This is a genomic window from Roseibium salinum (genome assembly GCF_026240905.1).
GTDB classification, from domain to species: domain Bacteria; phylum Pseudomonadota; class Alphaproteobacteria; order Rhizobiales; family Stappiaceae; genus Roseibium; species Roseibium salinum.
On sequence record NZ_JAPEVI010000003.1, the window covers coordinates 3,360,283 to 3,384,988 of the forward strand.

The window sequence follows — 24,706 nt, forward strand, 5'->3', positions numbered from 1 at the left end:
TACCGTACCCAGATGGGAAGAGACTGTTAGCTGAGGACGCGATGACCCACCGTACAGAAATCCGGTTTCTGCTGAACGGCGCCGACGTTGCCGCCGGCGATGTGCCCGCAGACCAGACGCTGCTGGACTATCTGAGACTGGAACGCCGCCTGACGGGATCCAAGGAGGGCTGCGCGGAAGGCGATTGCGGCGCCTGCACGGTCCTGGTCGGGCGCCTGCACGACGGCGCCCTCAAATACGAGACCGTCAACGCCTGCATCCGCTTCCTTGCCTCGCTCGACGGCTGCCATGTCGTCACCATCGAACACCTGAAAGGACGGGACGGCGGACTGCACCCGATCCAGCAGGCGATGGTCGATTACCACGGCAGCCAGTGCGGCTTCTGCACGCCGGGCTTCGTCATGTCGCTCTATGCGCTGTGGATGGAAAATCCGGAGCCGGCGGAACACGAAGTCGAATCCGCCATTCAGGGCAACCTCTGCCGTTGCACGGGCTACCAGCCGATCGTCGCGGCCGCGATGGCGGCCAATCGCTACGGCTCCCCGGCCAACGATTTTCTTCAAGGTGAACGGGACGAGATCACCCGCCGCCTGAGCGCGCTCAAGGATGGCAGGCGGGTGGTTACCGGCCCGGAAGACAACCGGGCGATCATTCCGGCCGATGTCGCGGATTTCGCCGACATCCTGAGCGAATGGCCGGAGGCGACCATCGTCGCCGGAGCGACCGATGTCGGCCTGTGGGTGACTAAATTCATGCGCCCGATCGGCCCGGCCGTCTTCATCGGAAACCTGGGTGATCTGAAGGCCATCCATCTGACGGAGAGCGCCCTGGAAATCGGCGCGGGCGTCACCTATTCCGAGGCTCAGGGAGCGATCACGGAGCGGTTCCCGCATCTTGGCGCCTATTGGGACCGCATTGCCGGCAGCCAGGTTCGTAACATGGGCACCATTGGCGGCAATATCGCCAACGGATCGCCCATCGGCGACACGCCGCCGGTCCTGATCGCGCTCGGCGCGCAGATCGTGCTGCGCAAGGGACAGGTCCAGCGCACGCTGCCGTTGGAGGATTTCTTCATCGAATACGGCAAGCAGGATCGCGCGCCGGGCGAATTCGTCGAGCGCATCGTGATCCCGCGCCCCGCTCCGGGCCAGCTCGATGCCGCCTACAAGATCTCCAAGCGCCGCGACGAGGATATCTCGTCCATCGCGGCCGGGTTCTGCGTCACGGTCGACAACGGCGTCATCACGGATTGCCGCCTCGCCTTCGGCGGCATGGCGGGAACGCCGAAACGCGCAGGCGCAGCCGAAGCCGCCCTGCGCGGCCAGCCCTGGGGCAAGGCCGCCTTTGCCGCGGCGGGCAAGGCGCTCGAAGCGGACTTCACCCCGCTCACCGACTGGCGCGCCTCGGCGCAGTACCGGATGAGCACCGCGCGCAACCTCCTGCTGCGCTTCTACCTCGCCCATGACGACACGACCGCAGAGCCGGTCGACCTGCTTTCCGCGTGACAGTGAGATTTGAGCCATGAAACACGACGTAATCACTGAAGCCGGCACATCCATCAGCGGCGGCGTCCACGCCGACCGGCGGCACGACAGCGCCGAAAAGCACGTTACCGGACGGGCCGAATATTGCGACGACATTGCCGAGCCGCAGGGTACGCTGCACGCCTATCTGGGCGTTTCGACGGTCGCGCACGGGCTCATCAAGGGCATGGACCTTTCCGCGGTGCTCGCGGCTCCCGGCGTGATCGGCGTGTTGACCGCCGAGGACGTGCCGGGCTGCAACGACATCAGCCCGACGGGCCAGAACGACGAGCCTGTGTTTCCGACGGAAAAGACCGAGTATCACGGCCAGCCGCTTTTTGCGGTTATCGCCGAAACCCGGAACGCAGCCCGCCGCGCCGCCGAGCTTGCCAGGATCGACTATGAGGTGCTGCCGCATGCGCTCGATCCGCTGAGCGCGCAGGAAGCCGGCTACCCGCATGTCACCGCACCGCTGAAGCTGGAACGCGGCGACGCGCAAACCGCCCTGAGCTCTGCCGCGCACCGCATCAAGGGGCAGATCAGCATCGGCGGCCAGGACCACATGTATCTGGAAGGCCAGATCGCCTTCGCCCTGCCGGGTGAGGATGACGATGTCACCGTCCATTGCTCCACCCAGCACCCGAGCGAAGCGCAACACATGGTGGCGCACGTCCTGGGCGTTCCCTCCAACGCGGTGACGGTGAACGTGCGCCGCATGGGCGGCGGGTTCGGCGGCAAGGAAAGCCAGATGAACCTGTTCTGTGCCGTCGCCGCCATTGCCGCGAAGAAATGGAACCGGCCGGTCAAGATCCGCCCGGACCGGGACCAGGACATGACGGCGACCGGCAAGCGCCATGATTTCGTGGTCGACTACGACGTTTCCTTTGACGAGGAAGGCCGCATTCAAGGCGTCGACGGCACGTTTGCCGCCCGCTGCGGCTATTCCTCCGACCTTTCCGGCCCGGTGACCGACCGTGCGCTGTTCCACGCGGACAATGCCTATTACTACCCGCATGTCCGCCTCCGCAGCCGGCCGATGAAGACCAACACGGTCTCGAACACCGCCTTTCGCGGCTTCGGCGGCCCGCAGGGCGTGGTTGCGGCCGAGCGGATGATCGAGGAGATCGCCTATGCGCTCGGCAAGGATCCGCTGGAGATCCGCAAGGCCAATTTCTATGGCGACGCCACCGACGGACGGAACCTCACGCCCTATCACCAGGAGGTCGAGGACAACATTCTGGCGCGCCTGATCGGCGAACTGGAGGCAAGCTGCGGCTATCAGGCTCGCCGCGAGGCAATTCTTGAGCACAATGCCCGCTCCTCAATCATCAGGAAGGGCATCGCGCTGACGCCGGTGAAATTCGGCATTTCCTTCACCGCCACCTGGTACAATCAGGCCGGCGCGCTGATCCACATCTACAATGACGGTTCGATCCACCTGAACCATGGCGGCACCGAAATGGGCCAGGGCCTCAACACCAAGGTCGCCCAGGTGGTCGCCGATGCGTTCCAGGTCGATTTCGAGCGCATCAAGATCACCAAGACGACCACGGAAAAGGTGCCGAACACGTCCGCGACCGCGGCATCCTCCGGCTCGGACCTCAACGGCATGGCGGCGCTGGATGCCGCCGAACAGCTGAAAGAGCGCTTGATCGCCTTTGCCGCCGAAAAGTGGTCCGTAGCCCTGGAGGAAATCGTCTTCCACAACAACGTGGTGCGGATCGGCGAGGCGACGGTCTCCTTCAGCGATCTGGTACGCGAGGCCTATATGGCCCGCATCCACCTCTCGGCCGCCGGGTTCTACAAGACGCCGAAGATCCACTGGGACCGCGCCGCCGGCAAGGGCCGTCCGTTCTACTACTTCGCCTATGGGGCATCCTGTTCGGAGGTCTCCGTCGACACGCTCACCGGTGAATACCGTATCGACCGGACCGATATCCTCCACGATGTCGGCAAGTCGCTGAACCCGATCCTGGACAAGGGTCAGGTGGAAGGGGCGTTCGTGCAGGGCATGGGCTGGCTGACGACGGAAGAATTATGGTGGGACCAGGCCGGGCGCCTGCGCACCCATGCCCCGTCCACCTACAAGATCCCGCTCGCCTCCGACCGGCCGCGCATCTTCAACGTGCAGTTGGCGGAATGGTCGGAGAACCGCGAACGGACCATCAAGCGCTCCAAGGCCGTCGGCGAACCGCCGTTCATGCTCGGCGTCTCGGTGTTCGAAGCCCTGTCCATGGCCGTCGCCAGCGTCGCGGACTACCGGGAATGCCCGCGCCTCGACGCACCGGCGACGCCGGAGCGGGTTCTCATGGCCATCGAACGGCTGAAGGAAGGCGCGTAACGCCATGAGCGCGCTCCTCACCCACGCAGCCGACTTCTTCGACACGGGAAACCCGGCCATTCGCGTCGCGCTGACCCGCGTGCGCGGATCCTCGCCGCGCGGGGTAGGCACGGAAATGTTCGTCACCGCGTCCGGACTTCTGGGAACGATCGGCGGCGGGCGGCTGGAGCATATCGCCATTGACGAGGCCCGCACCCTGCTGGCGGAGGGGATGCTCAGCCGCTGGCTCGACCTGCCCCTCGGACCGGAAATCGGCCAGTGTTGCGGCGGCCGGGTCGAACTGCACCTGACCCGCATGAGCCGCAAGGACCGCCGGGACGCGCTGGACCGGTTCAAGGATGCCGAAGAGCAGCAGCCGCATGTCTACATCATGGGCGCCGGCCATGTCGGCCGGGCGCTCGCAAATCTCATGCAGCATGCGCCGGTGCATTGCGTGCTGGTCGACATGCGCGAAGGGGAACTGGCGCAATCGACGGCCGCTGTCGACAAGCGCCGCAGCGCAATTCCAGAGGTCGATATCTACAAGGCCCCGCCGGGCAGCGCATTCGTCGTCGCGACCCACGATCACGGCCTGGATTTCCTGCTGGCTTCGGCCGCGCTCGAGATCGGCCATGCCGCCTATGTGGGCATGATCGGCTCGGCGACGAAGCGCGCCAGGCTGCGTTCCTGGTGCGAAAGCCATTGCGACGGGCTCTCCATAGACGGGTTGACCTGCCCCATCGGGGCAACGGCAAGCCGCGACAAGAGACCCGAAATCATCGCCGCATTTGTGGCCGCCGAAGTCCTGACAGCCCTGACGACGGGCTCCCGGGCTTCCAGCGGCAACAGGGAGGCTGTGCTGCTGGAAGCGGCACAGTGAAAATGACGGCCGTTCCGCCGGACCGGGAGAGATGGCGGAACCAGCCGGTTCAATCGAGAAAGGAGACCCGAAATGCGGGTTGGGAGGTACGATTACAATCTGTTTTCGCGGGGGGACTTCAGTGCCTTCTGGGCATTGTTCACGGACAATCTCGTCAATCTGATGGTGCTGGCGGGGATCTGCCAGTTCGTGTTCCAGATGCCGGCGGAGATCGTCTACGGCCGGATCGTTCCGGGCGCGGCGATCGCAATTCTCGCCGGTGTCGCGGTCTATGTGCTGCTGGCAAAGCGTGCCGCCGCACGGCATGGCCGGGACGTCACCGCACTGCCCTACGGCATTTCGACGCCGGTCATGTTCGTCTATCTCTTCGGCGTGATCGGCCCGATCTACTGGTCGACCAATGATCCGCTGCTTGCCTGGCAGGTCGGCATCGGCGCCGGCTTCATGGGCGGGATCGTCGCCGCGCTCGGCGCAATCGTCGGACCGTGGCTGAAAAAGGTCACGCCGCGCGCCGGCATGCTCGGCACGCTGTGCGGCATCGCGCTGGTGTTCATCGGCACAGTGCCGCTGGCCATCGTCTTCGAGAACCCGTTCATCGGCTTTGCCTCGATGATCATCATTCTCTGGGGCCTCGTCGGCCGCTTCCGGCTGCCGTTCAACATCCCGGCCGGACTGCTGGCGCTCATCGTCGGCACGGTCGTGGCCCTGGCGATCGGCCAGTCAAGCGTCACCTTCGAGGGCGTCGGTTTCTATCCGCCCGTTCCCTATTTCGGTGACCTGATCGTCGGCATCCAGCATCTCTTCGGCCATCCGGAACTGTTCCTGGTGCTCGTTCCGGTGCAGATCTACAACTTTATCGAAACGATGAACAACGTGGAAAGCGCCGAGGCTGCCGGGGACCATTATCCGGTCGCGACCTGCCAGATCACCGACGGTGCCGGCACCATGATCGGCGCGCTGTTCGGCTCGCCCTTCCCGACCACCGCCTATATCGGCCATCCGGCCTACAAGCGCATGGGCGCCCATGCCGGATACGTGATCGGCGTCGGCGCCGTGATCCCGCTGGCGGCGTTCTTCGGGCTGCTTGCGTTCCTGAACAACCTGATCCCGGTTGCCGCCGCCGCACCCGTCCTGGTGTTCGTCGCCCTCAGCCTCATCACCAACACGGCCCATGCAGTGAAGACCGAGCACATGGCCGCCGTCACCATCGCCATGATGCCCCACGTCTCCAGCTTCCTGGTGATCAAGTGGGGCTCGCTGATGGGCGCTCTCAATGCCACCGGGGCCGAGGGCGTACTGCCTCTGGGCGATCCGGCACTGACGGCCGCGCTGCTGCAGCAGGGAGCCCACTACGAGGGTCACCTGGCGCTCAGCCAGGGTGCCATCCTGACCGGCCTGATCTGGGGAGCGATCGTCGCCAGCGTCATCGACGGCAGGTTCCGCAATGCCGGTGGATTCGCCTTCGCCGCCTTTGCCATGGCGTCCATCGGCATCATCCATTCCGCGACGCTGCACTGGCCGGACTTCGGCGCGGTCAGCCTCGGATACCTGATCGCGGCGGCCTTCCTGTTCATCTATCCGATGGTTCACAAGCAAGAGGCCGTCGAACCGGAAGCGGGCCGGTTGCCTGAACCACAGGTCACTCCGGGGGAATGACCCTGCCACGTCACAACCTTCGGGGCGGTCCTTCCGCCCCGAATTTTCGAGAAACGGGATATCGCACAATGCAACCTGATCGCCTGCTCCTGCGCGGACGTCTGCTCTCCTTCAGGTCGGAACCGCAAGGCCCCGACGACACGGCGTCCTTCGACTATATCGAGGACGGTGCGCTGCTGATCGAAAACGGCATGATCCGCAGGCGCGGGTCCTACCCTGACCTGACTGCGGAAGCCGGAGATGCGGAGATCGCCGACCACCGGCCGAAGCTGCTGATGGCCGGGTTCATCGACACCCATATCCATTTCCCCCAGGTACAGGTGGTCGCCTCCTGGGGCGCGCAGCTTCTGGACTGGCTCAGCACCTACACCTTTCCCGAAGAAACGCGTTTTGCCGGCGAGGGGCACGCCTCCGCCATGGCGGGCAGGTTCTTCGATCTCGTGATCAACCACGGCACGACGACCTGCGTCGCCTATTGCTCGGTGCACAAGACGTCCGCCAACGCCTATTTCGAAGAAGCCGAACGGCGCAACATGCGGGTGGTCGGCGGCAAGGTGCTGATGGACCGCAATGCCCCGGACGGCCTCAGGGACACGCCGCAAAGCGGATATGACGACAGTAAGGAACTGATCGCCAGGTGGCACGGCCGGGGCCGGGCGCACTATGCGATCACCCCCCGCTTCGCGATCACCTCGACACCCGAGCAGATGGAAATGGCGGGCGCCCTTGCCACTGAGCATCCGGACTGCTTCGTCCAGACCCATCTTTCGGAAAACCGGAACGAAATCGCCTATACGCTTGAGCTCTACCCGCAGGCCCGCGACTATCTGGACGTTTATCAGGCCTACGGCCTCGTCGGAGCCAGGATGCTGCTCGGCCATTCGATCCATCTGGAGCCGCGCGAGATCGACGCCCTTGCGGAAACCGGCGCACGGCCGGTCTTCTGCCCGACGTCCAACCTCTTCCTCGGCAGCGGCCTTTTCGACGATGCCGGCCTGCGTGCCAGGGGTATCGTCAACGCGATCGCCACCGATATCGGCGCCGGAACCAGCTATTCGATGCTGCAGACGCTGAACGAGGGTTACAAGATCCTCCAGTTGCAGGACCAGAAGCTTCACCCCTTGCGCGCCTTTCACTGGATCACGCGCGGCAATGCGGTCGCGCTTGGCCTGGAAGACCGGATCGGCACCCTGGACGAGGGAACGGAAGCCGATGTGGTGGTGCTGGATTCAAGGACGACCGACGCCATGGCCCTGCGCATGGAGCGCGCGGGCACGCTCAGCGAGGAACTCTTCGTCCTGCAAATGCTCGGCGACGACAGGGCGATCGAGGAAGTCTACGTGGCCGGGCGGCCCCAGAAGGGAGCCATCGGACGTCTGCCGCCCCGGCGCGAGAAAAGCCCCAGGGAACTGGTCGCTGCTGTCTGAGCAACTTAAAAAAGACCGGCCAACCTGCCGCCGTCTTTCGACGGGAGGCGGGCTGGCCGGCAAGCGCATTTCGCGACCGGATTGACTCATCCGACCGCGGCAAACTTGCTTACTGAAAAGTCTCCAGATAGGCGATGGCGTCGGCAACTTCCGCGTCCTTGCGCAGGCCCGCAAAGGACATCTTGGTCTTGGGAACGACGTCCTTGGGCTTCTGGAGATAAGCCCCCAGCGTCTCCTCATCCCAGACAAGACCGCCTTCGGCCGCCTCGATCATGCCTTTCGAATATTTGTAACCCTCGACCTGCCCCGCGGGCGCGCCGACGATGCCGTTCAGGGCCGGGCCGACCTTGTTCGCCGCGCCCTCGCCAACCGCATGACAGGCCTGGCACTTCTTGAAGATCTTCTCACCGGCAGCTGCATCGCCTTCGGCAGAGGCAGGAGCGGTGAAAACCAGACCCGCGATTGCCGCGAGGCAGAAGATTGCATGTTTCATATTCGATCCTTTCCGTTCGTGCCGACCTCCGTGCCGGAGAACCGGAAAGGGGCGGCGCCAAGCTGATTGCGGCAAACCGGGCCGGGCCTCTGTCAGCCGCGGAAGCATCCTGTCTGCGTTCTTCCAATCGCGGGATGCTCCGGCGGCCCGGACCCGGCCCGGCACTATCGGCCGTTTCCCTCGAGCGAAAGCGATCCATACCCCCCGCCTCCGCCCCGTGCCTCTGAAACGGACCCGGCCGAATAAAATGCCAACGTTTTCACGTAGCTAGAAAACGGCCAGCGCTTCACGGGCTCCTTGACTTTCGTCAACAGATCCCGGGCAATTCTGCATGCGGGGGCGGCGCGCGGCTTTGCCCGTTCGGATCCGGCTTCACCGACCGCCATTTGCACAGTTTCAGAGGTTTGAAAGATCCGCATTTCACCGCATGTGCCCGCGCGCGTCAGGTGTGTAGACTGGCGGCCTTGATTCGAGCAGGTTTCCGTGCCCGACCTGATAAGGATCCGCCAGAATGCCGAACGACCGCCGCAGGAAAATTGCGCAGAACTCGCTGTTGCTGAAAAGCTTTCCGCAGGGAATCCAGGAGATGGTTCTCAGCATGTCGAGCTGGCGCGAATATGATCGTGGCGAGACCCTGTTCCTGCAGGGCGAGACCGCCCACGCAATCCACATCGTCACGGACGGCTGGGTCAAGCTCTACCGGATCGCACCCAATGGCGGCGAAGCGGTGGTGAGTGTCTTTGCCAAGGGCGAGAGCTTCGGAGAGGCCGTCGCCTTCCGCGGCCTTGCCTATCCGGTTTCGGCGGAAGCCGTCACCGCCTGCGAGGTCATGCGGATCCCGAGCAGCGCCCTGCTGGAAGCGATGCGCAAGGACCCGGACATTGCGGTGTCCGTGCTGGCGTCCACGTTTGCCCATCTTCACTCGCTGGTCTCGCAACTGGAGCAGCTCAAGGCGCAGACCGGCCCGCAGCGGGTCGCCGAATTCCTGCTGGAGCTGTGCGAGCAGGAGACGGGGAGCTGCGAGGTGACGCTTCCTTACGACAAGTTCCTCATCGCCGGCCGTCTGGGCATGAAGCCGGAGAGCCTGTCGCGGTCCTTCGCGCGGCTCAAATCCGCGGGCGTCCACATCAATCGCAACAATGCGGCGATCGAGGATATTGACCGGCTGCGTGCGTTCTCCGAAACTGACCCGGTTGACGCCTGGCACAAAGCCTGATGATGAAACTGGAAAACGCCCTTACAGCGATCGACGCGGCAAACGCCGCAGATCCCAGCCTGGAAGACGGAGAGCCGGCCGCTCAGCTTTACGGCCGGCGGATGAGCGCCGAACTCGACCGTCTCTTTCCGGATGCTCCCGAGCCGCTGAAGATCGCCGCGAGGGGCCAGCATATCGAGCGCTGGATCCTGCCGCGCGGCACCTATCCCGAAGGCAAGGCGGGCTATCATGCGTGGCGCCGCGACCTGGCGCGCCATCATGCCGAACGTGTCGGCGAGATCATGGCCGCGGCAGGCTATTCGGAAGAGGATATCGCGGCGGCCGGCCGGATGCTGCGCAAGGAAGGCATAAAGCGTCACGACGACGTGCAGGCGCTCGAAGACGTCATCTGCTTCGTGTTCCTGAAATGGTATTTCGCGCCCTTTGCGGCCAAGCACCCGGACGACAAGGTGCAGGACATCGTCGGCAAGACCGCGCGCAAGATGTCCGACGAGGCCAGGCAAAGGGTGATCAGGGAATTCGACCTTCCCGAACCGCTGGCGGCGGCTTTCACCGGCTGACTTCGGGTATCAGAAACAGGCCGAGCAGCAGCAGGCAGTGAAGCCCGAGAACCCAGTTGAAGCCCGCGCGCCAGCCCGGCGCCTGCCACAGGCCGAGATAGCGCGAGAGAATGACGCGGGCCTTCATCCACGCAAACAGCAACACGCTTGCGCCGATGGCGCTGTGACCGAACGACGCGCCCGCGGCGAGTGCGGCGAGGACGGAGGCGGCGCTCAAGACCATCAAGGTCAGCCATGCGCGGGTGATCGGATCCATGGTCATGGGCGCCTCATCCGAGCAGATAGATGACAGGGAACAACAGCACCCAGACGAGATCGACCATGTGCCAGAAAGCGGTTCCCGCCTCGATATTGCCCGGCGCGTCCTTCCAGGCGACCAGCCCCAGGATCACGATACCGGCGGCGACGTGGGCCGCGTGAAACCCGGTCAGCAGATAGTAGAAGGTGAAAAAGGCATGGGTTTCGGTGGAGATCCCCTGCGCCGCCGCTTCCACGTATTCATGGACCTTGATCACCAGGAAAGCGGCGCCAAGTCCCATGGCGCCGACCAGGTGCCAGCGAGATGCGGCCCGCTTTCCCGCCTCCCTCAGCGCCAGGCTGCGGGCGGCAAGAAATCCGCTGGTGATCAGGATGATGGTGTTGAGGCCCGCCAGTGCCGGGTGGAGATGGGACTGCGCCTCCCTGAAACCGGCCGGATCGGTGATCCTGACGCCCAGAAACGCCGCCAGCCCCGCCCCGAAGACGAGCAACTCGCTGACGATGAGCACCCACATCATCAGCTCGCCGGGCAGTTCGTCCAGCGCCCCGGCTCCCGAACCGGTTTCGGAATGATCCAAGACTATCCTCCCACGAGCTGGCGATAGATCTGCGGCAGTGCCTGGGTCAGCTTGTCGGGATGCGGGATCACCGCGAATCCGCCTTGACCGAAAAGCCGGGGGAACCAGGATTTCGCGGATTTGTCTACGGTCACGCCAAACACCGACTGTCCGGCACGCCGGGCTTCCCGGACGGCCATTCTAGTGTCTTCGATGCCGTGGCGCCCCTCATAGTGGTCGAGGTCGTTCGGCTTGCCGTCCGTGATCACAAGAAGCAGCTTGCGCTTGCGGGACTGGGTGGTGAGCTCGGCGGAGGTGTGGCGCAGAGCCGCGCCCAGCCTTGTATAGAACCCGGGCCTCAGCCCACTGATTCTCTGCTCGACAGTCGCCGTCATCGGCTCGTCGAAACGCTTGCAGGTCTGGAGATAGACCCGGTGGCGCTTCAGGGAGGAAAAGGCGGAAATGGCGAAATCGTCGCCGCAGGCGTTCAGCCCCCAGGCAAGTGCCGTAAGCGCTTCGCGCTCGATATCGATCACCGCACGGCCCGAAACCGCGCTTTCGGTGGAGCGCGATACGTCGAGCAGAATGGATACCGCCAGGTCACGGGCCTCGGGGCGCGTCTGCAGCCAGATCCGCTCATTGCCGGTCCCGCTTGCCAGCCGCTCCACCTGGGAGCGCACCGCGGCGTCCATGTCCAGCCCATCGCCTTCCAGATGGCCGCGTGTCGTCACCCGGCCGGGGCGCAGTGCCTCGAATTGTCTTTTGACCGAGCGGATGCGCCGGGCGGCGCGCGGGTCGACGGCAATGGTACCCTTTTCAGGGTCGGCATCGACGACGCTGGCAAGGACGCAGACGTGGTCCTCAAGGTAGCGGCCGCTGCGCGTGTCCCATTCCGGATAAAGGATACGTCCGGACAGCCGCTCGCGGTCGACATCCTCTGGCGCCAGGTCCAGATGCAGTTTCAGGCGCGTTGCCGGAGCCTTGGAAATCTGGCCGAGGCCGATTTCCTCCTGATCGTCGGCGGCCTTCTTTGCATCGTCATTGTCGTCGTCATCAACCCGCCGGTTGAGGTTCAAAAACTCCGCCCAGCTGAGGATGGCCTCGAACTTGTGCAGGACCAGGCTGTCCTGGCGTTCGGCCTGGTCGGCCTTGCGCCTGCGGGCCCGAACGGTCTTGCCGCCGGCTTCTTCCGGGTCACCTTCCGTTTCCGCATTCTCGACCGCGTCGCCGCTTGAAAAAACCAGGTCGCGCAGATCCGGCCAGACGGGGACAGGGCGGAAGGGGCGGTATCCGCGCGGTGCTGAAATACCTTCCAGTTCGCCCGTGTCGACGGCCGCTTTCAGGGCCAGGACATCCGGGGTCAACTGGCCGGTGTCTCCCAGCATATGGCGCACGAGGCTTTCGACCCGCCGCTCGGCCGCCGGCAGGGAAGCCTCCGGTCTTTGCAGCAGAGCCTCGCGAGCGAGCGCCGAATAGAGATCGCGCAGTCCGGGCGCATGGGTCAGCGTTTCGCGGACCATGGCGCCCGTCATCTGCAGGTTGCGCAGATCCGCGCAGAGCGGATCGGTCTCGGCCGCATGTCCGGCCGCATTGGCCACCAGGGCCGTCAGCCAGATGTAGAGCGCCGCATTGGCTTCGCGGGTCGGAAACACCGCCAGCCTGGCAGGCAGGCGCAGGATCTCGCCGTCGAAGCTGGCGCGCGGCAGGATCTCCGCGTCCGTGCCGAGCCGCCTCAGAAAACCGAGGCGGTGGCGGGAGACTTCAGCGGCGACCGGGCGGAGTTCCACATTGTGGGCTCCGCCGAGCCCCCGGAAAAGGACAGCAAGCCGCCCGCCGACCTCGTGGAGGTCGACCGCGGCTCCATGATGCACCTCAGGTGCATCCAGGCGGCTTGCAAACGCGTGCCACAGTTTCCCGACAGTTTCTTCGGGTTCCCATGGCTCGAAGTCGATCTTGCCCATCGGTCTGGCCTCACCCAAACACGGCCGTGACAAGATCAAGGAGCCCGCGTTTCACGTCCTCGTCGTCCGTCAGCGGCTCGATCATCGCAGCCCGGATGGCCCGTTCGACGGGCATTCCCTGGGCGATCAGCGTGGCCGCATAGACGACAAGGCGGGTAGAGACGCCTTCTTCCAGATCCTGGCCCTTCAGGGCCCTCAGCTTGCCGGCCAACCGGACGAGGGCAGCGACCCGCTCCCGGTCCAGCCCGCTTTCCTCGGCCACCACTTCCGTTTCCAGTTTCGGGGCCGGGAAGTCGAATTCCAGGGAGATGAACCGCTGCCTTGTGGAGGGCTTCAGGGTCTTCAGGATATTCTGGTAGCCGGGGTTGTAGGACGCGACCAGCATGAAGCCGGGCGCGGCCGCCAGTTCCTCGCTCGTCCGGTCGATCGGCAGGGTCCTGCGATCATCGGTGAGCGGATGCAGAACCACGGTCACGTCCTTGCGCGCCTCCACGACCTCGTCGAGGTAACAGATGGCGCCTTCGCGCACGGCGCGGGTCAGGGGTCCGTCGACCCACACCGTTTCGCCGCCCTTGAGGAGGTACCGGCCGATAAGATCCGCCGCGGCGAGATCGTCATGGCAGGCGACCGTGTAGAGCTTGCGCCCGAGCCTTGCAGCCATATGCGCGACGAAGCGGGTCTTGCCGCAGCCGGTCGGGCCTTTCAGCAGGACCGGCAGGCCGTTTGCATAGGCGGCCTCAAAGACGTCGCACTCGTCGCCTTGCGAGAGGTAAAAGGGGCGTCGGCCGCCCCTCTTGCCAGGGATACACTTCCTTCCATCACATTTACTCCGCAGCCGCGGCGACGGCATCGCCCTGCTCGATGATTTCACGCCGGGGGACCGCCATCGCGTAGATGAACAGCACCGCGCCGAGAACAACCGCGACACCGGACCCGAAGCGCATCCAGTAGAACAGGGCCAGCTGGTCCTGGACGCCCATGAAGTACTCGCCGTTGACGCGCTGCAGATGCGTCTGGATGGTGCCGGCGAAGGTCAAGACGAAGGTCATGAAGGTCATGCCGCCGGCCATCAGCCAGAAGGAGGCCATGTTGAGCACCTGGTTGTAGGGATCACGGCCGCGCAGCATCGGCACGGCATAGCTGATGATCGCCAGATTGAGCGACACATAGGCGCCGAAGAAGGCCAGGTGGCCGTGAGCGGCGGTGATCTGCGTGCCGTGGGTGTAGTAGTTGACGCCATGCAGGGTGTGCAGGAAGCCCCAGACACCTGCTCCGAAGAAGGCCAGCGTCGCGCAGCCGAGCGACCACAGGAGCGCGGCCTTGTTGGGATGATCGCGCCGGCCCTTCCAGACCATGACGAAGGCGAAGGCCATCATGCCGAAGAAGGGAACGACTTCCAGCGAGGAGAAGATCGAACCGATCCACTGCCAGTAGGCGGGTGTCCCGATCCAGTAATAGTGGTGGCCGGTGCCGAGGATGCCGGAGAACAGGGCGGCCGCAACGATGACGTAGAGCCATTTCTCCACCACTTCGCGATCGACGCCGGTGAGCTTCAGCATCAGGTAGGCGAGAATGGAGGCCATGATCAGTTCCCAGACACCTTCAACCCACAGATGGACGACGTTCCACCAGTACTGCTTGTCGAGGGCCAGGTTGCCGGGATTGTAGAAACTGAACAGGAACAGCAGCGCCAGACCCCACAGGCCCAGAAGCAGGATGTTGGTGATCGCGGTCTTCTTGCCCTTCAGCACCGTCATGGTGATGTTGTAGAGGAAGATGAGCGCGGCGACGACGATGCCGACCTTCACCCAGCGGGGCTGTTCGATGAACTCGCGCCCTTCCTTGCCGAGCAGCCAGTTGCCTTCAAACAGGTTGAAGACATAGGTCAGCACCACGCCCAGCGTTCCGACGACCAGGATGATCAGCTGGAGATAAGCCAGCTTCGTCGAATGGATCTCCCGCTCGGCTTCTTCCGGGATCAGGAAATAGGCCGCGCCCATGAAGCCGAGGAGCAGCCAGACGATGAGGCTGTTGGTGTGCAGCATCCGGATGATGTTGAACGGCAGGAGCTCGGAGAGGAAGTTGGGCGAGACATAGACCCAGCCCGCCAGCAGGCCACCCGAGACCTGGATGGCGAAAAGGCCCAGGGCGACGGCGAAATACGCCAGGGCCACCTTCTGAGATTGGTATTTCATGTTCATGTCCTTTCGCGTTCGGATCAGCCGGCGTCATTGGGCGGCCAGCCCTGGGCGTTGATCTTGTTGGTCCAGATCAGGAAATTCGCGAGGTCCCGGATTTCCTCGTCCGTGAGGTGGAACTGCGGCATCTGCCGGCGGCCCGGAATGCCTGTGGGCATGGAGTCCATCCAGCCTTTCAGCGTCTCGAAAGCTGCGTCCGGATCCTCCAGGACACCCCAGCGCGCCATCACGTTGCCGACCTCGGGGGCGTAGTAGGCGCCTTCGCCGAGGATCGTGTGACAGTTGACGCAGGCCTTGTCTTCCCACACCCGCTTGCCGGCGACGACGCTCTCGTTGAGCGTGCTGGCATCCGTCGACGTATTGACGATGTACAGGTGAGTGTGGATGGACAGGCCCACGAAGATGATGATGAAGAACAGTGACCCGCCGTAAAATATGTTTCGGGCCATGCTTTTGGTCATGACTTCGCGCATCGTGCGTTCCTTTCCCCGAGTTGATCCTGGCCGGGAAAGTGACAGGACCGGCGGGCTTTTCCTTAACCAAAGTCAAGCAGGCCTTTTCCTGCGCGGAGGCCGGCGGGAAACGGGGCGGTTCCTTGCGGCATTGAAAGCGCGCCTGCGACAATTCGGTACAAACCGGCCGGGCGCGTCCGCTGAAAACGCCTGAAACACAACGCGTTTTTGGCTCACCCGGCTGCACGAGCCCTACGACCGACCCTGCCGATTCCAACAGGAGCGGCGCTCTCAAGTTAACGAAAGTCAAGGACCGGTCCCCATGGCGGGCGCACCGTCCGGCTGCCTCACCAGTCGAACGGAGACTAAACATGATCCCGACACGAGCCATCCGCAGGAATGCGTTGCTGATGAGTGTGGCTTTCACGCTCGGCTTTTCAGCACTCGGCGCTTCTGCCCAGGAAAAGCCAGTGGACCACGGCAACGGTCCGGCGGCAGCCTACGAACCCAGCATGTCGACACTCGGTCAATTGAAGGTCGAGATCCCGGGGCGCAAAGAAGGCGATCCGGTGATAACGCCCGACGAATACCAGAATGCCAACCAGATCTATTTCGAGCGCTGCGCAGGGTGCCACGGCGTGCTGCGCAAGGGGGCGACCGGCAAACCGCTGACGACGGACATCACCCGCGCCAACGGCTACGAATACCTGCGCGACTTCATCACCTACGGGTCTCCGGCCGGGATGCCGAACTGGGGCACGTCGGGCGAACTGACGGAAGAGCAGGTCGATATGATGTCCCGCTACCTCCTTCTGGAACCGGCCTCGCCGCCGGAATTCGGCATGCCGGAAATGCTCGCCAGCTGGAAGCTGATCGTGAAGCCGGAAGACCGCCCGAAGGAGAAGATGAACGACATCGATATCGACAACCTGTTCTCCGTCACCCTGCGCGACACCGGCCAGATTGCCCTGATCGATGGTGAGACCTATGAAATCCACGCGGTGATCGATACCGGTTATGCGGTGCATATATCGCGCATTTCCGCTTCCGGGCGCTATCTCTACGTGATCGGCCGCGACGCCCTGGTGAACATGATCGACCTGTGGATGGAAACACCGGCAACGGTGGCCCAGATCAAGGTCGGCTCCGAGGCGCGCTCGGTCGAAACATCCAAGATGAAGGGCTGGGAAGACAAATACGCGATCGCCGGGTCCTACTGGCCGCCGCAATACGTGATCATGGACGGCAACACGCTCGAACCGCTGAAGATCAAGTCGACACGCGGCATGATCTACGACGAGCAGGTCTTTCACCCCGAACCCCGCGTGGCGGCCATCGTGGCGTCCCACTACAGGCCGGAGTTCATCGTCAACGTGAAGGAAACCGGCAAGATCCTGCTGGTCGACTATTCGGACATCAAGAACCTGAAAGTCACCGAAATCGAGGCCGAACGCTTCCTGCATGACGGCGGGTTCGACAGCACCAAGCGCTACTTCCTCACGGCGGCGAACGCCCGCGGCAAGGTGGCTGTGATCGATACCAAGGAAGGTGCGCTCACCGCGATCCTGGAAACCGAGGGCCTGACACCGCATCCGGGCCGCGGCGCGAACCTCAATCACCCGGTTCACGGTCCGGTGTGGGCAACCTCGCATCTGGGCGATGAAACCATCGCGCTGATCGGCACCGATCCGGAGGGTCATCCCGACCAGGCCTGGAAGATGGTGCAGCAGCTCTACGGATTGGGTGGCGGCTCGCTGTTCGTGAAGTCGCATCCCAACTCCAACCATCTCTACGTTGATGCACCGCTCAACCCCGACGCCGAGATTTCCGGATCAGTCGCCGTGTTCAAGGTGGATGAGCTGAGCCAGGAAGAGCCGCAATACGAGGTCCTGCCGATTGTCGAATGGGCGGACATCACCGACGGGCAGCCGCGCGTCGTTCAGGGCGAATTCGACCAGGCCGGTGAAGAAATCTGGTTCTCGGTCTGGAACGCCAAGGACAAGGAAAGCGCGATCGTCATCGTCGACGACAAGACGCTCAAGCTGAAGCACGTGATCAAGGACGAGCGGCTGGTAACGCCGACCGGCAAGTTCAACGTCTTCAACACTCGCGCCGACGTCTACTGACATGGTTTGGAGGGGCACTTTTCCCGCCCCTCCATTTCCCCTGTGCACATCTCCTAATGGCAGGAAATCACGATGAAACAAGCTGGCAAGGTCTATCTGATCGGTGCAGGTCCGGGAGATCCCGAACTGCTGACCATACGGGCAATGCGTATGCTTCAGGAAGCCGACGTGGTGGTCCATGACCGGCTTGTTTCTCCTGAAATCCTGTCATTGGCCCCCGGCCACGCCCAAAAGATCGCCGTCGGCAAGTCTGCCAACAACCATCCCGTACCCCAGGACGAGATCAACGAGATCCTGGCGGGGCTGGCGATGGACGGGCTGACGGTTGCCCGCCTGAAGGGCGGCGACCCACTTATTTTCGGGCGGGGATCGGAAGAGGCCGCCCATCTTCTCGCCCTCGGAATTTCCGTCGAATACGCCCCGGGCATTACCGCCGCGCAAGGCGCGGCCGCGTCCAGCGGCGTGCCGCTGACCCATCGCGGCCTTGCCACGGGCGTGCGCTACGTCACCGGTCACAGGCAGGCGAACGGCAGCCTCGACCTGGACTGGAAGGGCCTCGCCTGCGAAGAGACGACACTGGTGGTCTATATGGGCGTTGCCACCATCGGCCAGATCGCCATGAGGCTGGTGGCGGAGGGGCTCAGCGAAGCGACGCCTGTCATGGCGATCGCCCACGCGACGACACCGCGCGAGACCAGGCTGTTCTCCCGCCTCGGGCAGGTTGCCCCGGACATACGCAAGGCCGGTCTCGATGCACCCGTTCTCTTCGTGATCGGCAAGGTCGTGACGCTGTGCCGGGAGTGGCCGGCCCTGACCACCGACATCATGATGGCCGCGGCGCAAGCCGATGCGCCCGGGAAGCTGGCCCATGCTTAAGCGGCTTGCGATCGTTGTCTTCTGCCTCCTCGCCATTGCCAGTCTGGCGATTGCCGAAGAGGCCGGTCAGCCCGAGGCGCTGATCAACCTCGTGAAGCAGGATTGCGGCTCCTGCCACGGCCTCACGCTGAAGGGCGGGCTCGGCCCCGACATCCGTCCCGCGGCCCTTGCCCATTACGACATCGACACACTCTCCGGCGTGGTTCTGGACGGTATTCCCGACACCGCCATGCCGCCCTGGCGGCCGATTCTCAGCGAGGGCGATGCCCGCAAGATTGCCGAATATCTTCTCAAGGGAGACTTGAAATGAAGTGGCTCAGCGGCGCCGTCCTGGCCGTTCTGATGGCCGGGTCCGTTCAGGCGCAGACCATCGTCGCGACAGGCGATCTCGGTCTCGTCGTGGAGCGCGCCTCCGGGTCCCTCCTGCTTGTCGACCAGTCCGACCGGTCCGCGATCGGCCGGATCGAGGGCCTCGGCGACCTCTCCCACGCCAGCCTCGTCTATTCTCCGGATCAGCGCTTCGCCTATGTCTTCGGCCGCGATGGCGGCCTCACCAAGGTCGATATCGCCGAGAAGCGAGTCGCCAAGCGGATCGTCCAGTCGGGCAATGCGATCGGCGGCGCGATTTCCGATGACGGCACGCTGGTGGCCGTATCCAACTACGAACCGGGCGGCGTGCGGATCTTCGACGCGGACACGCTGGAGCCTGTCGCCGACATTCCGACCGGTTCCAAGACGATCGGCCTGGTCGACGCGCCCGGGCGGCGTTTCGTGTTCACGCTCTGGGATGCCGGTGAAACCTGGATCGCGAACCTGTCTTCCGGCGCGCCAGAGATCACGAAAATCACCGGGATGGGCAGCAATCCATACGATGCCCTGATTACCGGCGACGGCCGTCTCTATATCACGGGCCTGTTCGGCGAGGACGGCCTGACGGCCCTCGACCTGTGGGACCCGGCGCCGGCGCCTATTCGCGTGCTGCCCGAATACGGCCGCGGGCAACAGGAACTGCCGGTTTACAAGATGCCGCATCTGGAAGGCTGGGCGCGGGCGGGCAAGGCGTTCGTGCTGCCCGCCGTCGGACATCACCAGGTTCTGTGGATCGACGCCGACAGCCTTGCGGAGACCGGACGCACACAGACCCACGGCCAGCCCGTCTTTGCCATGTCCCGGCCGGACGGGCGCCATGTCTGGGTGAACTTCGCCCATCCGCTCAACGACACCATTCAGGTGATCGACACGCTCACCAGGAAGGTCATCCACGAATTCAAGCCCGGGCCCGCCGTCCTGCACATGGAATTCACCTCGCGCGGGCACGAGGTCTGGGTGTCGGTGCGCGATGCCGGAAAGGTGATGATCTACGACACGCGCACCTTCGAAAAGCGCGGCGAGATCGAGGCCGACAGCCCGTCCGGCATCTTCTTCACCTCCCGGGCGCACAGGACGGGGTTGTGAGAAATGGACCGTGCGATCGATCCTCTTGACCTCAAGCTGCTCGACCGCTGGCAGCGGGACCTGCCGCTTGTCCCGCGTCCGTTCGCGGAAATCGGCGCGCTGGCCGGGTGTCCGGAACAGGTGGTGATCCGCCGGCTGATGTCGCTGCTCGAGGCGGGCAAGATCACACGCGTCGGCGCGACATGCGCGCCCAACACGGTTTCGGCCAGCACGCTGGCTGCCGTGAGCGCACCGGACGAGGCCGTCGAGGCGGTTGCCGAAATCATCGGCAACGAGCCCGGCATCAATCATTCCTACCTCAGGGAACACCACTGGAACCTGTGGTTCGTCGCAACCGGGCCGGATCGTGATCACGTCAGCAGGGCACTGGAGCGTATCAGGGCGCAAACCGGCCTGGAGGTTCTCGACCTGCCCATCGTGCGACCTTTCAATATCGACCTCGGTTTCAGGTTGAACGCAGAAGCAGGCCGGTCGCCAGCGCCCCGGAGGCCGGTCCGCCTGGAGCGCCTGCAGGAGGGTGACAACGACCTTCTGCAGGCGCTGACAACCGGCTTGCCGATTTGCGAGCGCCCGTATGCGCAGCTCGCCGCAAAGCTCGGGCGGAGCGAAACGGAAATCCTGGAGCGGATTGCGGATCTGCACGGTGCGGGGATCATCTCCCGCCTTGGCGTGATCGTCCGCCACCGCGCCCTTGGCTGGCGGTCGAATGCCATGGTGGTCTGGGACATCGCGCCGGAGCGGATCGGCGCCGCGGGCCCGGCCCTGGCAGCGCATCCCGGCGTCACCCTTTGCTACGAGCGCCGTCCGGTGGAAGGCGTCTGGCCCTACCGGCTCTACGCGATGATCCATGCCACGAGCCGGCAAATGGCGCAGGACATTCTTGCGGACGCCGCCCGCCTGCCGGAACTGGAAAACGCCGCGCACCACACGCTGTTTTCCACCCGCTGCTTCAAGCAGACAGGCGCCATGATCTCGCACCAGGTCACCCTGTCCTCGCAAGGGCGCAGACAGGACGCGCCGGCATTTTGAAACCGATCAACCTGCATTCAGGGAGCTGCCGAATGACCTACGACCTATCAGAGCTCGACCGCACGCTGATCAACAGCCTGCAGGACGATCTTCCGCTGACCTCGCACCCGTTTGCGGTGCTGGCGGACGAACTGAAGGTAAGCGAACAGGAAGTGGTCGACCGGATCCGGCGTCTCAGGGATGATGGCATCCTGACGAGGTTCGGCCCGTTTTTCGACGTCGAGGCCCTGGGCGGCGCCTTTTGCCTGTGCGCCATGGCCGTTCCCAACGAGCGGTTCGAGGAGGTCTTAACCAAAGTCAATGCCTACCCGGAAGTTGCGCATAACTATGAACGGGACCACAGGCTGAACATGTGGTTCGTGCTGGCGACGGAAAGCCAGGACGCCATCGCCGGAACCGTGGAGGCAATCGAGCGGGAGACCGGCCTGGACGTTCTCCAGTTTCCGAAAGAGCGCGAGTTTTTCATAGGATTCCGGGTGGATGCATGACCGACCCAACAGACCGGGCCATTATTGAGGCCACGCAAGCGGGATTGCCGCTCGTGCCCGCGCCCTTTGCCGTTCTGGCCGAAACCCTCGGCATCTCCGAACAGGAGATGATCGAGCGCCTGAAGCGCATGAAGGCGCAAGGCATCATTCGCCGGATCGGCGCCGCGCCGAACCACTACCGGCTGGGCCTGACCGCCAACGGCATGACGGTCTGGGATGTCGACGATGCCGCCGTCGACACGCTTGGAGAAATGGTCGGCGCGCTGCCCTTCGTCACACATTGCTACCGCCGCCCCCGGGCGCTTCCCGACTGGCCCTACAACCTGTTTGCCATGGTCCACGGGGCGAGCCGTGAAGAGGTGCAGGCAAAGAGACAGGAAATCGCGGCCCTTCTGGGCAGTGCCTGCCGGAGCGGCGACATCCTGTTTTCCACCCGCATCCTGAAGAAAACTGGAATGCGGCTGCGCAGAAAGGCGGGGTGAACCCATGTTTCGCTTGTCGGACTACATGCAGCAGATCATCAAGCCGGAACCGGTGCGCATCCGCAGGGGCAGCGGGCCGGTGAAACCGGTGGTGATCTGGAACCTGACCCGCCGTTGCAACCTCAAATGCCGGCACTGCTACACGGTTTCCGCGAATGTCGACTTTCCGGGCGAGCTCACCCATGACCAGGCCATGGAGACGCTGGAGGATCTCGGCAGTTTCGGCATTCCGGCGCTTATCCTTTCCGGCGGCGAACCCATGGACCGGAAGGACCTTTTCGAGATTGCCGGCCGGGCACGCGGCCTGGTCCGCATGCTGGCGCTTTCCACCAACGGCACCCGCCTGCACGGCGAGGCCGCCGACCGGGTGGCCGAAACCGGCTTCGACTATGTCGGCATTTCCATCGACGGTATCGGCGCGACCAACGACTGGTTCCGCGGCGTGGAAGGAGCCTATGCGGACGCCCTGCGCGGCGTGAGGGAATGCAAGGCGCGCGGCATCAAGGTGGGCTTGCGCTTCACGCTGACCGAGGGCAACTGCAATCACCTGCCGGACCTGCTCAGGCTCTGCGATGACGAAGGCGTCGACAAGTTCTACCTGTCCCATCTGGTCTATGCCGGCCGGGGCGACAAGAACCGCGGCGAGGATGCGGAGCACAAGCGCTCCCGCTGGGCCATGGACCTGCTCCTGGAACGGGCCTGGGCCGGTGTCAACGGCGGGCAGCCGCTGGACATCGTCACCGGCAACAATGACGGCGATGCGGTGTATTTCCTGAACTGGGCGCGGAAGCACTTCGGTGACACGAAGGCCGACCACGTGCGGACGCATCTGGCGGCCTGGGGCGGCAATTCCTCCGGCCTTGGCGTCGCCAATATCGACACCCAGGGCAACGTTCACCCGGATACCTACTGGTCGGACTACACCATCGGCAGCATCAAGACGACGCCGTTCTCCGAGCTCTGGACGGGCGACGATCCGATGCTGGCACAGCTTCGGACCCGGCCGAGACCGCTGAAAGGCCGGTGCGGCGCCTGTGCGTTTCAGGATGTGTGCGGCGGCAATACCCGCATCAGGGCCCTTCAACTGACCGGAGATCCCTGGGCCGAGGATCCCGCCTGTTACCTCAATGACGACGAAATCGGGCTGGACGGAAGCGCCCGCGAGCGCCTGGCCGTCACCCCGTTCCGAGGAAAGAGCCATGATCCGGTTCATCGCTTCGCTTAGCGCCCTGTTGCTGACGACCGGCCTCTCCCCGGCCGGACCGGCGCAGGACTATGCCGACAATTGCCAGGAGTGCCACGGCGCCGGACGCCTCGGCGGCCTCGGGCCCGCCCTCATTCCCGAAACGCTCGGCCGGATGCGCGGACCGGACCTGACCTCGGTGATACGGGACGGCCGCAAAGCCACACAGATGCCCGCCTTCGCCGAGGCCTTCAGCGCGGAGCAGATCGAACAACTGGCCGGCTTCCTGAAACAGCCTCTTGAGGAAATTCCCGGCTGGAGCGCCGAAGATATCCTGGCGAGCCGGCAGCTGAACGAAGAGTACGAGCCTGTCGACAGCCCCGTCTGGTCCTCCGATCCGATGAACATCACCCTGGTGGTGGAGACCGGGGATCATCACGTCAGCGTGCTCGACGGCGACACGTTCGAAACCCTCGACCGGTTTGCCACGCCCTTTGCCGTCCACGGCGGACCCAAATTCACGCCGGACGGCAGATATGTCTTCATCATGTCGCGCGACGGATGGGTGCAGAAATACGATCTCTACGCGCTTCAGGAGGTCGGCCGGGTCCGTGCGGGTCTCAACAGCCGCAACATTGCCATCAGCCATGACGGCAAGTGGCTGGCGGTGGCCAATTACCTGCCGATGAGTCTGACCCTTCTGTCCACAGAAGACCTTTCGGTTGCGAAGGTCATGGATGTGGTCGCCAAGGACGGCACGCCCAGCCGGGTGTCCGCGGTCTACCAGGCGCCGACCCGCAAGAGCTTCATCCTGGCCCTGAAGGACGCCCCGGAAATCTGGGAAGTCGCCACCGATCCCGAGGCCGAGCCGGTTTACGAAGGCTTCGTGCACTCCCGGGAGAAGGGCATGGTCGAGGCCCTAGCCTCGTCCGAGGGCCTGTTCGCAAGGCGCCGGATCCGGATCGCCGAACCGCTGGACGACTTCTTTTTCGACGACGACTACCGGCACCTGGTCGGCGCTTCCCGCGACGGGATCCGCGGCGTGGTGGTCAATCTCAATGTCGGCCGGGAAATCGCCGAGCTGCCGCTTGAAGGCATGCCGCATCTGGGCTCCGGCATCAGCTGGGAACGCGGCGGCCGGCGGGTCATGGCAACACCCCACCTGAAGGAGGGCAAGCTTTCGGTCATCGATACGCAGACCTGGACGCGAATCGCCACCATCAAAACCGAAGGGCCGGGCTTCTTTCTGCGAAGCCACGAGAACACGCCTTATTTCTGGGCCGACGTGTTCTTCGGTCCCAACAAGGACGTGATGCACGTGATCGACAAGCAGAGCCTTGAGATCGTGAAGACGCTCCGTCCCGTGAAACGCGCCACCGTGGCCCATGTCGAATTCACCCGCGACGGCCGCTACGCCCTCGTCTCCGTCTGGGAAGACGACGGCGCGGTCATCGTCTACGACGCCGCGACCCTGGAAGAGGTCCGGCGCCTGCCCATGCGCAAACCATCGGGTAAGTACAATGTATGGAACAAGATCACCTTTTCGGAAGGAACAAGCCACTGAGG

The 24,706-nt window shown here is 64.1% G+C and carries 23 protein-coding genes; 16 read left to right on the forward strand and 7 right to left on the reverse strand.

Going from position 1 to position 24,706, the window contains the following annotated elements:
- The first annotated feature begins 41 nt into the window (after nt 1-41).
- The 5 genes from xdhA (at nt 42) to guaD (ending at nt 7,806) form a co-directional block, all read left to right on the forward strand.
- Nucleotides 42-1,505 carry a xanthine dehydrogenase small subunit gene (gene xdhA / locus ON753_RS20080; protein WP_265964817.1) on the forward strand — a complete coding sequence of 488 codons (1,464 nt, stop codon included), beginning with the start codon at nt 42-44 and terminating at the stop codon, nt 1,503-1,505.
- A gap of 16 nt (nt 1,506-1,521) precedes the next feature.
- Nucleotides 1,522-3,864: a xanthine dehydrogenase molybdopterin binding subunit gene (xdhB, locus tag ON753_RS20085; RefSeq protein ID WP_265964819.1), complete on the forward strand. Its 2,343-nt coding sequence runs from the start codon at nt 1,522-1,524 to the stop codon at nt 3,862-3,864.
- Between the two features lie 4 nt (nt 3,865-3,868).
- A complete protein-coding gene (gene xdhC, locus ON753_RS20090; RefSeq protein WP_265964820.1) occupies nt 3,869-4,723 on the forward strand; it encodes a xanthine dehydrogenase accessory protein XdhC in 855 nt (284 codons plus the stop codon).
- 72 nt (nt 4,724-4,795) lie between these two features.
- The gene (locus ON753_RS20095) at nt 4,796-6,379 is read left to right on the forward strand and encodes a xanthine/uracil/vitamin C permease (protein WP_265964822.1); all 1,584 of its coding nucleotides are present in this window, start codon (nt 4,796-4,798) and stop codon (nt 6,377-6,379) included.
- Between the two features lie 68 nt (nt 6,380-6,447).
- Nucleotides 6,448-7,806 (forward strand): guanine deaminase, encoded by a 1,359-nt coding sequence (guaD, locus tag ON753_RS20100; RefSeq protein ID WP_265964824.1) that lies wholly within the window; start codon nt 6,448-6,450, stop codon nt 7,804-7,806.
- 109 nt (nt 7,807-7,915) lie between these two features.
- Here the strand turns inward: guaD and ON753_RS20105 are convergent, their stop codons facing one another.
- The gene (locus ON753_RS20105) at nt 7,916-8,299 is read right to left on the reverse strand and encodes a c-type cytochrome (protein ID WP_265964826.1); all 384 of its coding nucleotides are present in this window, start codon (nt 8,297-8,299) and stop codon (nt 7,916-7,918) included.
- Nucleotides 8,300-8,810: 511 nt separating this feature from the next.
- Here ON753_RS20105 and ON753_RS20110 point away from each other — a divergent pair.
- Nucleotides 8,811-9,515, forward strand: coding sequence for a Crp/Fnr family transcriptional regulator (locus ON753_RS20110; RefSeq protein ID WP_265964827.1), 705 nt, complete (start codon nt 8,811-8,813; stop codon nt 9,513-9,515).
- Nucleotides 9,515-10,075: a DUF4202 domain-containing protein gene (locus ON753_RS20115; protein ID WP_265964829.1), complete on the forward strand. Its 561-nt coding sequence runs from the start codon at nt 9,515-9,517 to the stop codon at nt 10,073-10,075. The genes ON753_RS20110 and ON753_RS20115 overlap by 1 nt, the downstream gene beginning before the upstream one ends.
- On the opposite strand, the gene ON753_RS20120 is transcribed toward ON753_RS20115, so the two are convergent.
- The 6 genes from ON753_RS20120 to ON753_RS20145 are packed head-to-tail and all read right to left on the reverse strand — an operon-like array spanning nt 10,065 to nt 15,522.
- Complete coding sequence (locus ON753_RS20120; protein ID WP_265964830.1) at nt 10,065-10,337, reverse strand: hypothetical protein; 273 nt, start codon at nt 10,335-10,337, stop codon at nt 10,065-10,067. The two genes, ON753_RS20115 and ON753_RS20120, sit on opposite strands and share 11 nt — an antisense overlap.
- Nucleotides 10,338-10,344: 7 nt before the next feature.
- Nucleotides 10,345-10,911, reverse strand: coding sequence for a cytochrome c oxidase subunit 3 family protein (locus ON753_RS20125; protein WP_265964832.1), 567 nt, complete (start codon nt 10,909-10,911; stop codon nt 10,345-10,347).
- A 2-nt stretch (nt 10,912-10,913) separates the two neighbouring features.
- The gene (locus tag ON753_RS20130) at nt 10,914-12,851 is read right to left on the reverse strand and encodes a nitric oxide reductase activation protein NorD (protein ID WP_265964833.1); all 1,938 of its coding nucleotides are present in this window, start codon (nt 12,849-12,851) and stop codon (nt 10,914-10,916) included.
- A gap of 10 nt (nt 12,852-12,861) precedes the next feature.
- Nucleotides 12,862-13,701: a CbbQ/NirQ/NorQ/GpvN family protein gene (locus ON753_RS20135; RefSeq protein ID WP_265964835.1), complete on the reverse strand. Its 840-nt coding sequence runs from the start codon at nt 13,699-13,701 to the stop codon at nt 12,862-12,864.
- Nucleotides 13,676-15,046, reverse strand: coding sequence for a cbb3-type cytochrome c oxidase subunit I (locus ON753_RS20140; protein ID WP_265964837.1), 1,371 nt, complete (start codon nt 15,044-15,046; stop codon nt 13,676-13,678). The genes ON753_RS20135 and ON753_RS20140 overlap by 26 nt, the downstream gene beginning before the upstream one ends.
- A gap of 23 nt (nt 15,047-15,069) precedes the next feature.
- On the reverse strand, nt 15,070-15,522 hold the full coding sequence (locus ON753_RS20145) for a c-type cytochrome (RefSeq protein WP_265964839.1): 453 nt from the start codon (nt 15,520-15,522) through the stop codon (nt 15,070-15,072).
- A 350-nt stretch (nt 15,523-15,872) separates the two neighbouring features.
- On the opposite strand from ON753_RS20145, the gene ON753_RS20150 reads away from it, so the two are divergent.
- The 9 genes from ON753_RS20150 (at nt 15,873) to ON753_RS20190 (ending at nt 24,704) form a co-directional block, all read left to right on the forward strand.
- Nucleotides 15,873-17,627 carry a cytochrome D1 domain-containing protein gene (locus ON753_RS20150; protein WP_323054758.1) on the forward strand — a complete coding sequence of 585 codons (1,755 nt, stop codon included), beginning with the start codon at nt 15,873-15,875 and terminating at the stop codon, nt 17,625-17,627.
- A 72-nt stretch (nt 17,628-17,699) separates the two neighbouring features.
- Nucleotides 17,700-18,503: a uroporphyrinogen-III C-methyltransferase gene (cobA, locus tag ON753_RS20155; RefSeq protein ID WP_265964841.1), complete on the forward strand. Its 804-nt coding sequence runs from the start codon at nt 17,700-17,702 to the stop codon at nt 18,501-18,503.
- Complete coding sequence (locus ON753_RS20160; RefSeq protein ID WP_265964843.1) at nt 18,496-18,813, forward strand: c-type cytochrome; 318 nt, start codon at nt 18,496-18,498, stop codon at nt 18,811-18,813. Before cobA ends, ON753_RS20160 begins: the two co-directional genes overlap by 8 nt.
- Nucleotides 18,810-19,958, forward strand: coding sequence for a cytochrome D1 domain-containing protein (locus tag ON753_RS20165; protein WP_265964844.1), 1,149 nt, complete (start codon nt 18,810-18,812; stop codon nt 19,956-19,958). Before ON753_RS20160 ends, ON753_RS20165 begins: the two co-directional genes overlap by 4 nt.
- Nucleotides 19,959-19,961: 3 nt before the next feature.
- Nucleotides 19,962-20,987, forward strand: a complete 1,026-nt coding sequence (gene ahbB / locus ON753_RS20170) for a siroheme decarboxylase subunit beta (RefSeq protein ID WP_265964845.1) — start codon at nt 19,962-19,964, stop codon at nt 20,985-20,987.
- Nucleotides 20,988-21,019: 32 nt separating this feature from the next.
- Nucleotides 21,020-21,475, forward strand: a complete 456-nt coding sequence (locus ON753_RS20175; protein ID WP_265964847.1) for an Lrp/AsnC family transcriptional regulator — start codon at nt 21,020-21,022, stop codon at nt 21,473-21,475.
- The gene (gene ahbB / locus ON753_RS20180) at nt 21,472-21,957 is read left to right on the forward strand and encodes a siroheme decarboxylase subunit beta (protein WP_265964849.1); all 486 of its coding nucleotides are present in this window, start codon (nt 21,472-21,474) and stop codon (nt 21,955-21,957) included. The genes ON753_RS20175 and ahbB (ON753_RS20180) overlap by 4 nt, the downstream gene beginning before the upstream one ends.
- Before the next feature lie 4 nt (nt 21,958-21,961).
- Nucleotides 21,962-23,182, forward strand: a complete 1,221-nt coding sequence (nirJ, locus tag ON753_RS20185; RefSeq protein ID WP_265964851.1) for a heme d1 biosynthesis radical SAM protein NirJ — start codon at nt 21,962-21,964, stop codon at nt 23,180-23,182.
- Nucleotides 23,157-24,704 carry a nitrite reductase gene (locus tag ON753_RS20190; protein WP_265964853.1) on the forward strand — a complete coding sequence of 516 codons (1,548 nt, stop codon included), beginning with the start codon at nt 23,157-23,159 and terminating at the stop codon, nt 24,702-24,704. The genes nirJ and ON753_RS20190 overlap by 26 nt, the downstream gene beginning before the upstream one ends.
- The last annotated feature ends 2 nt before the right edge of the window (nt 24,705-24,706 follow it).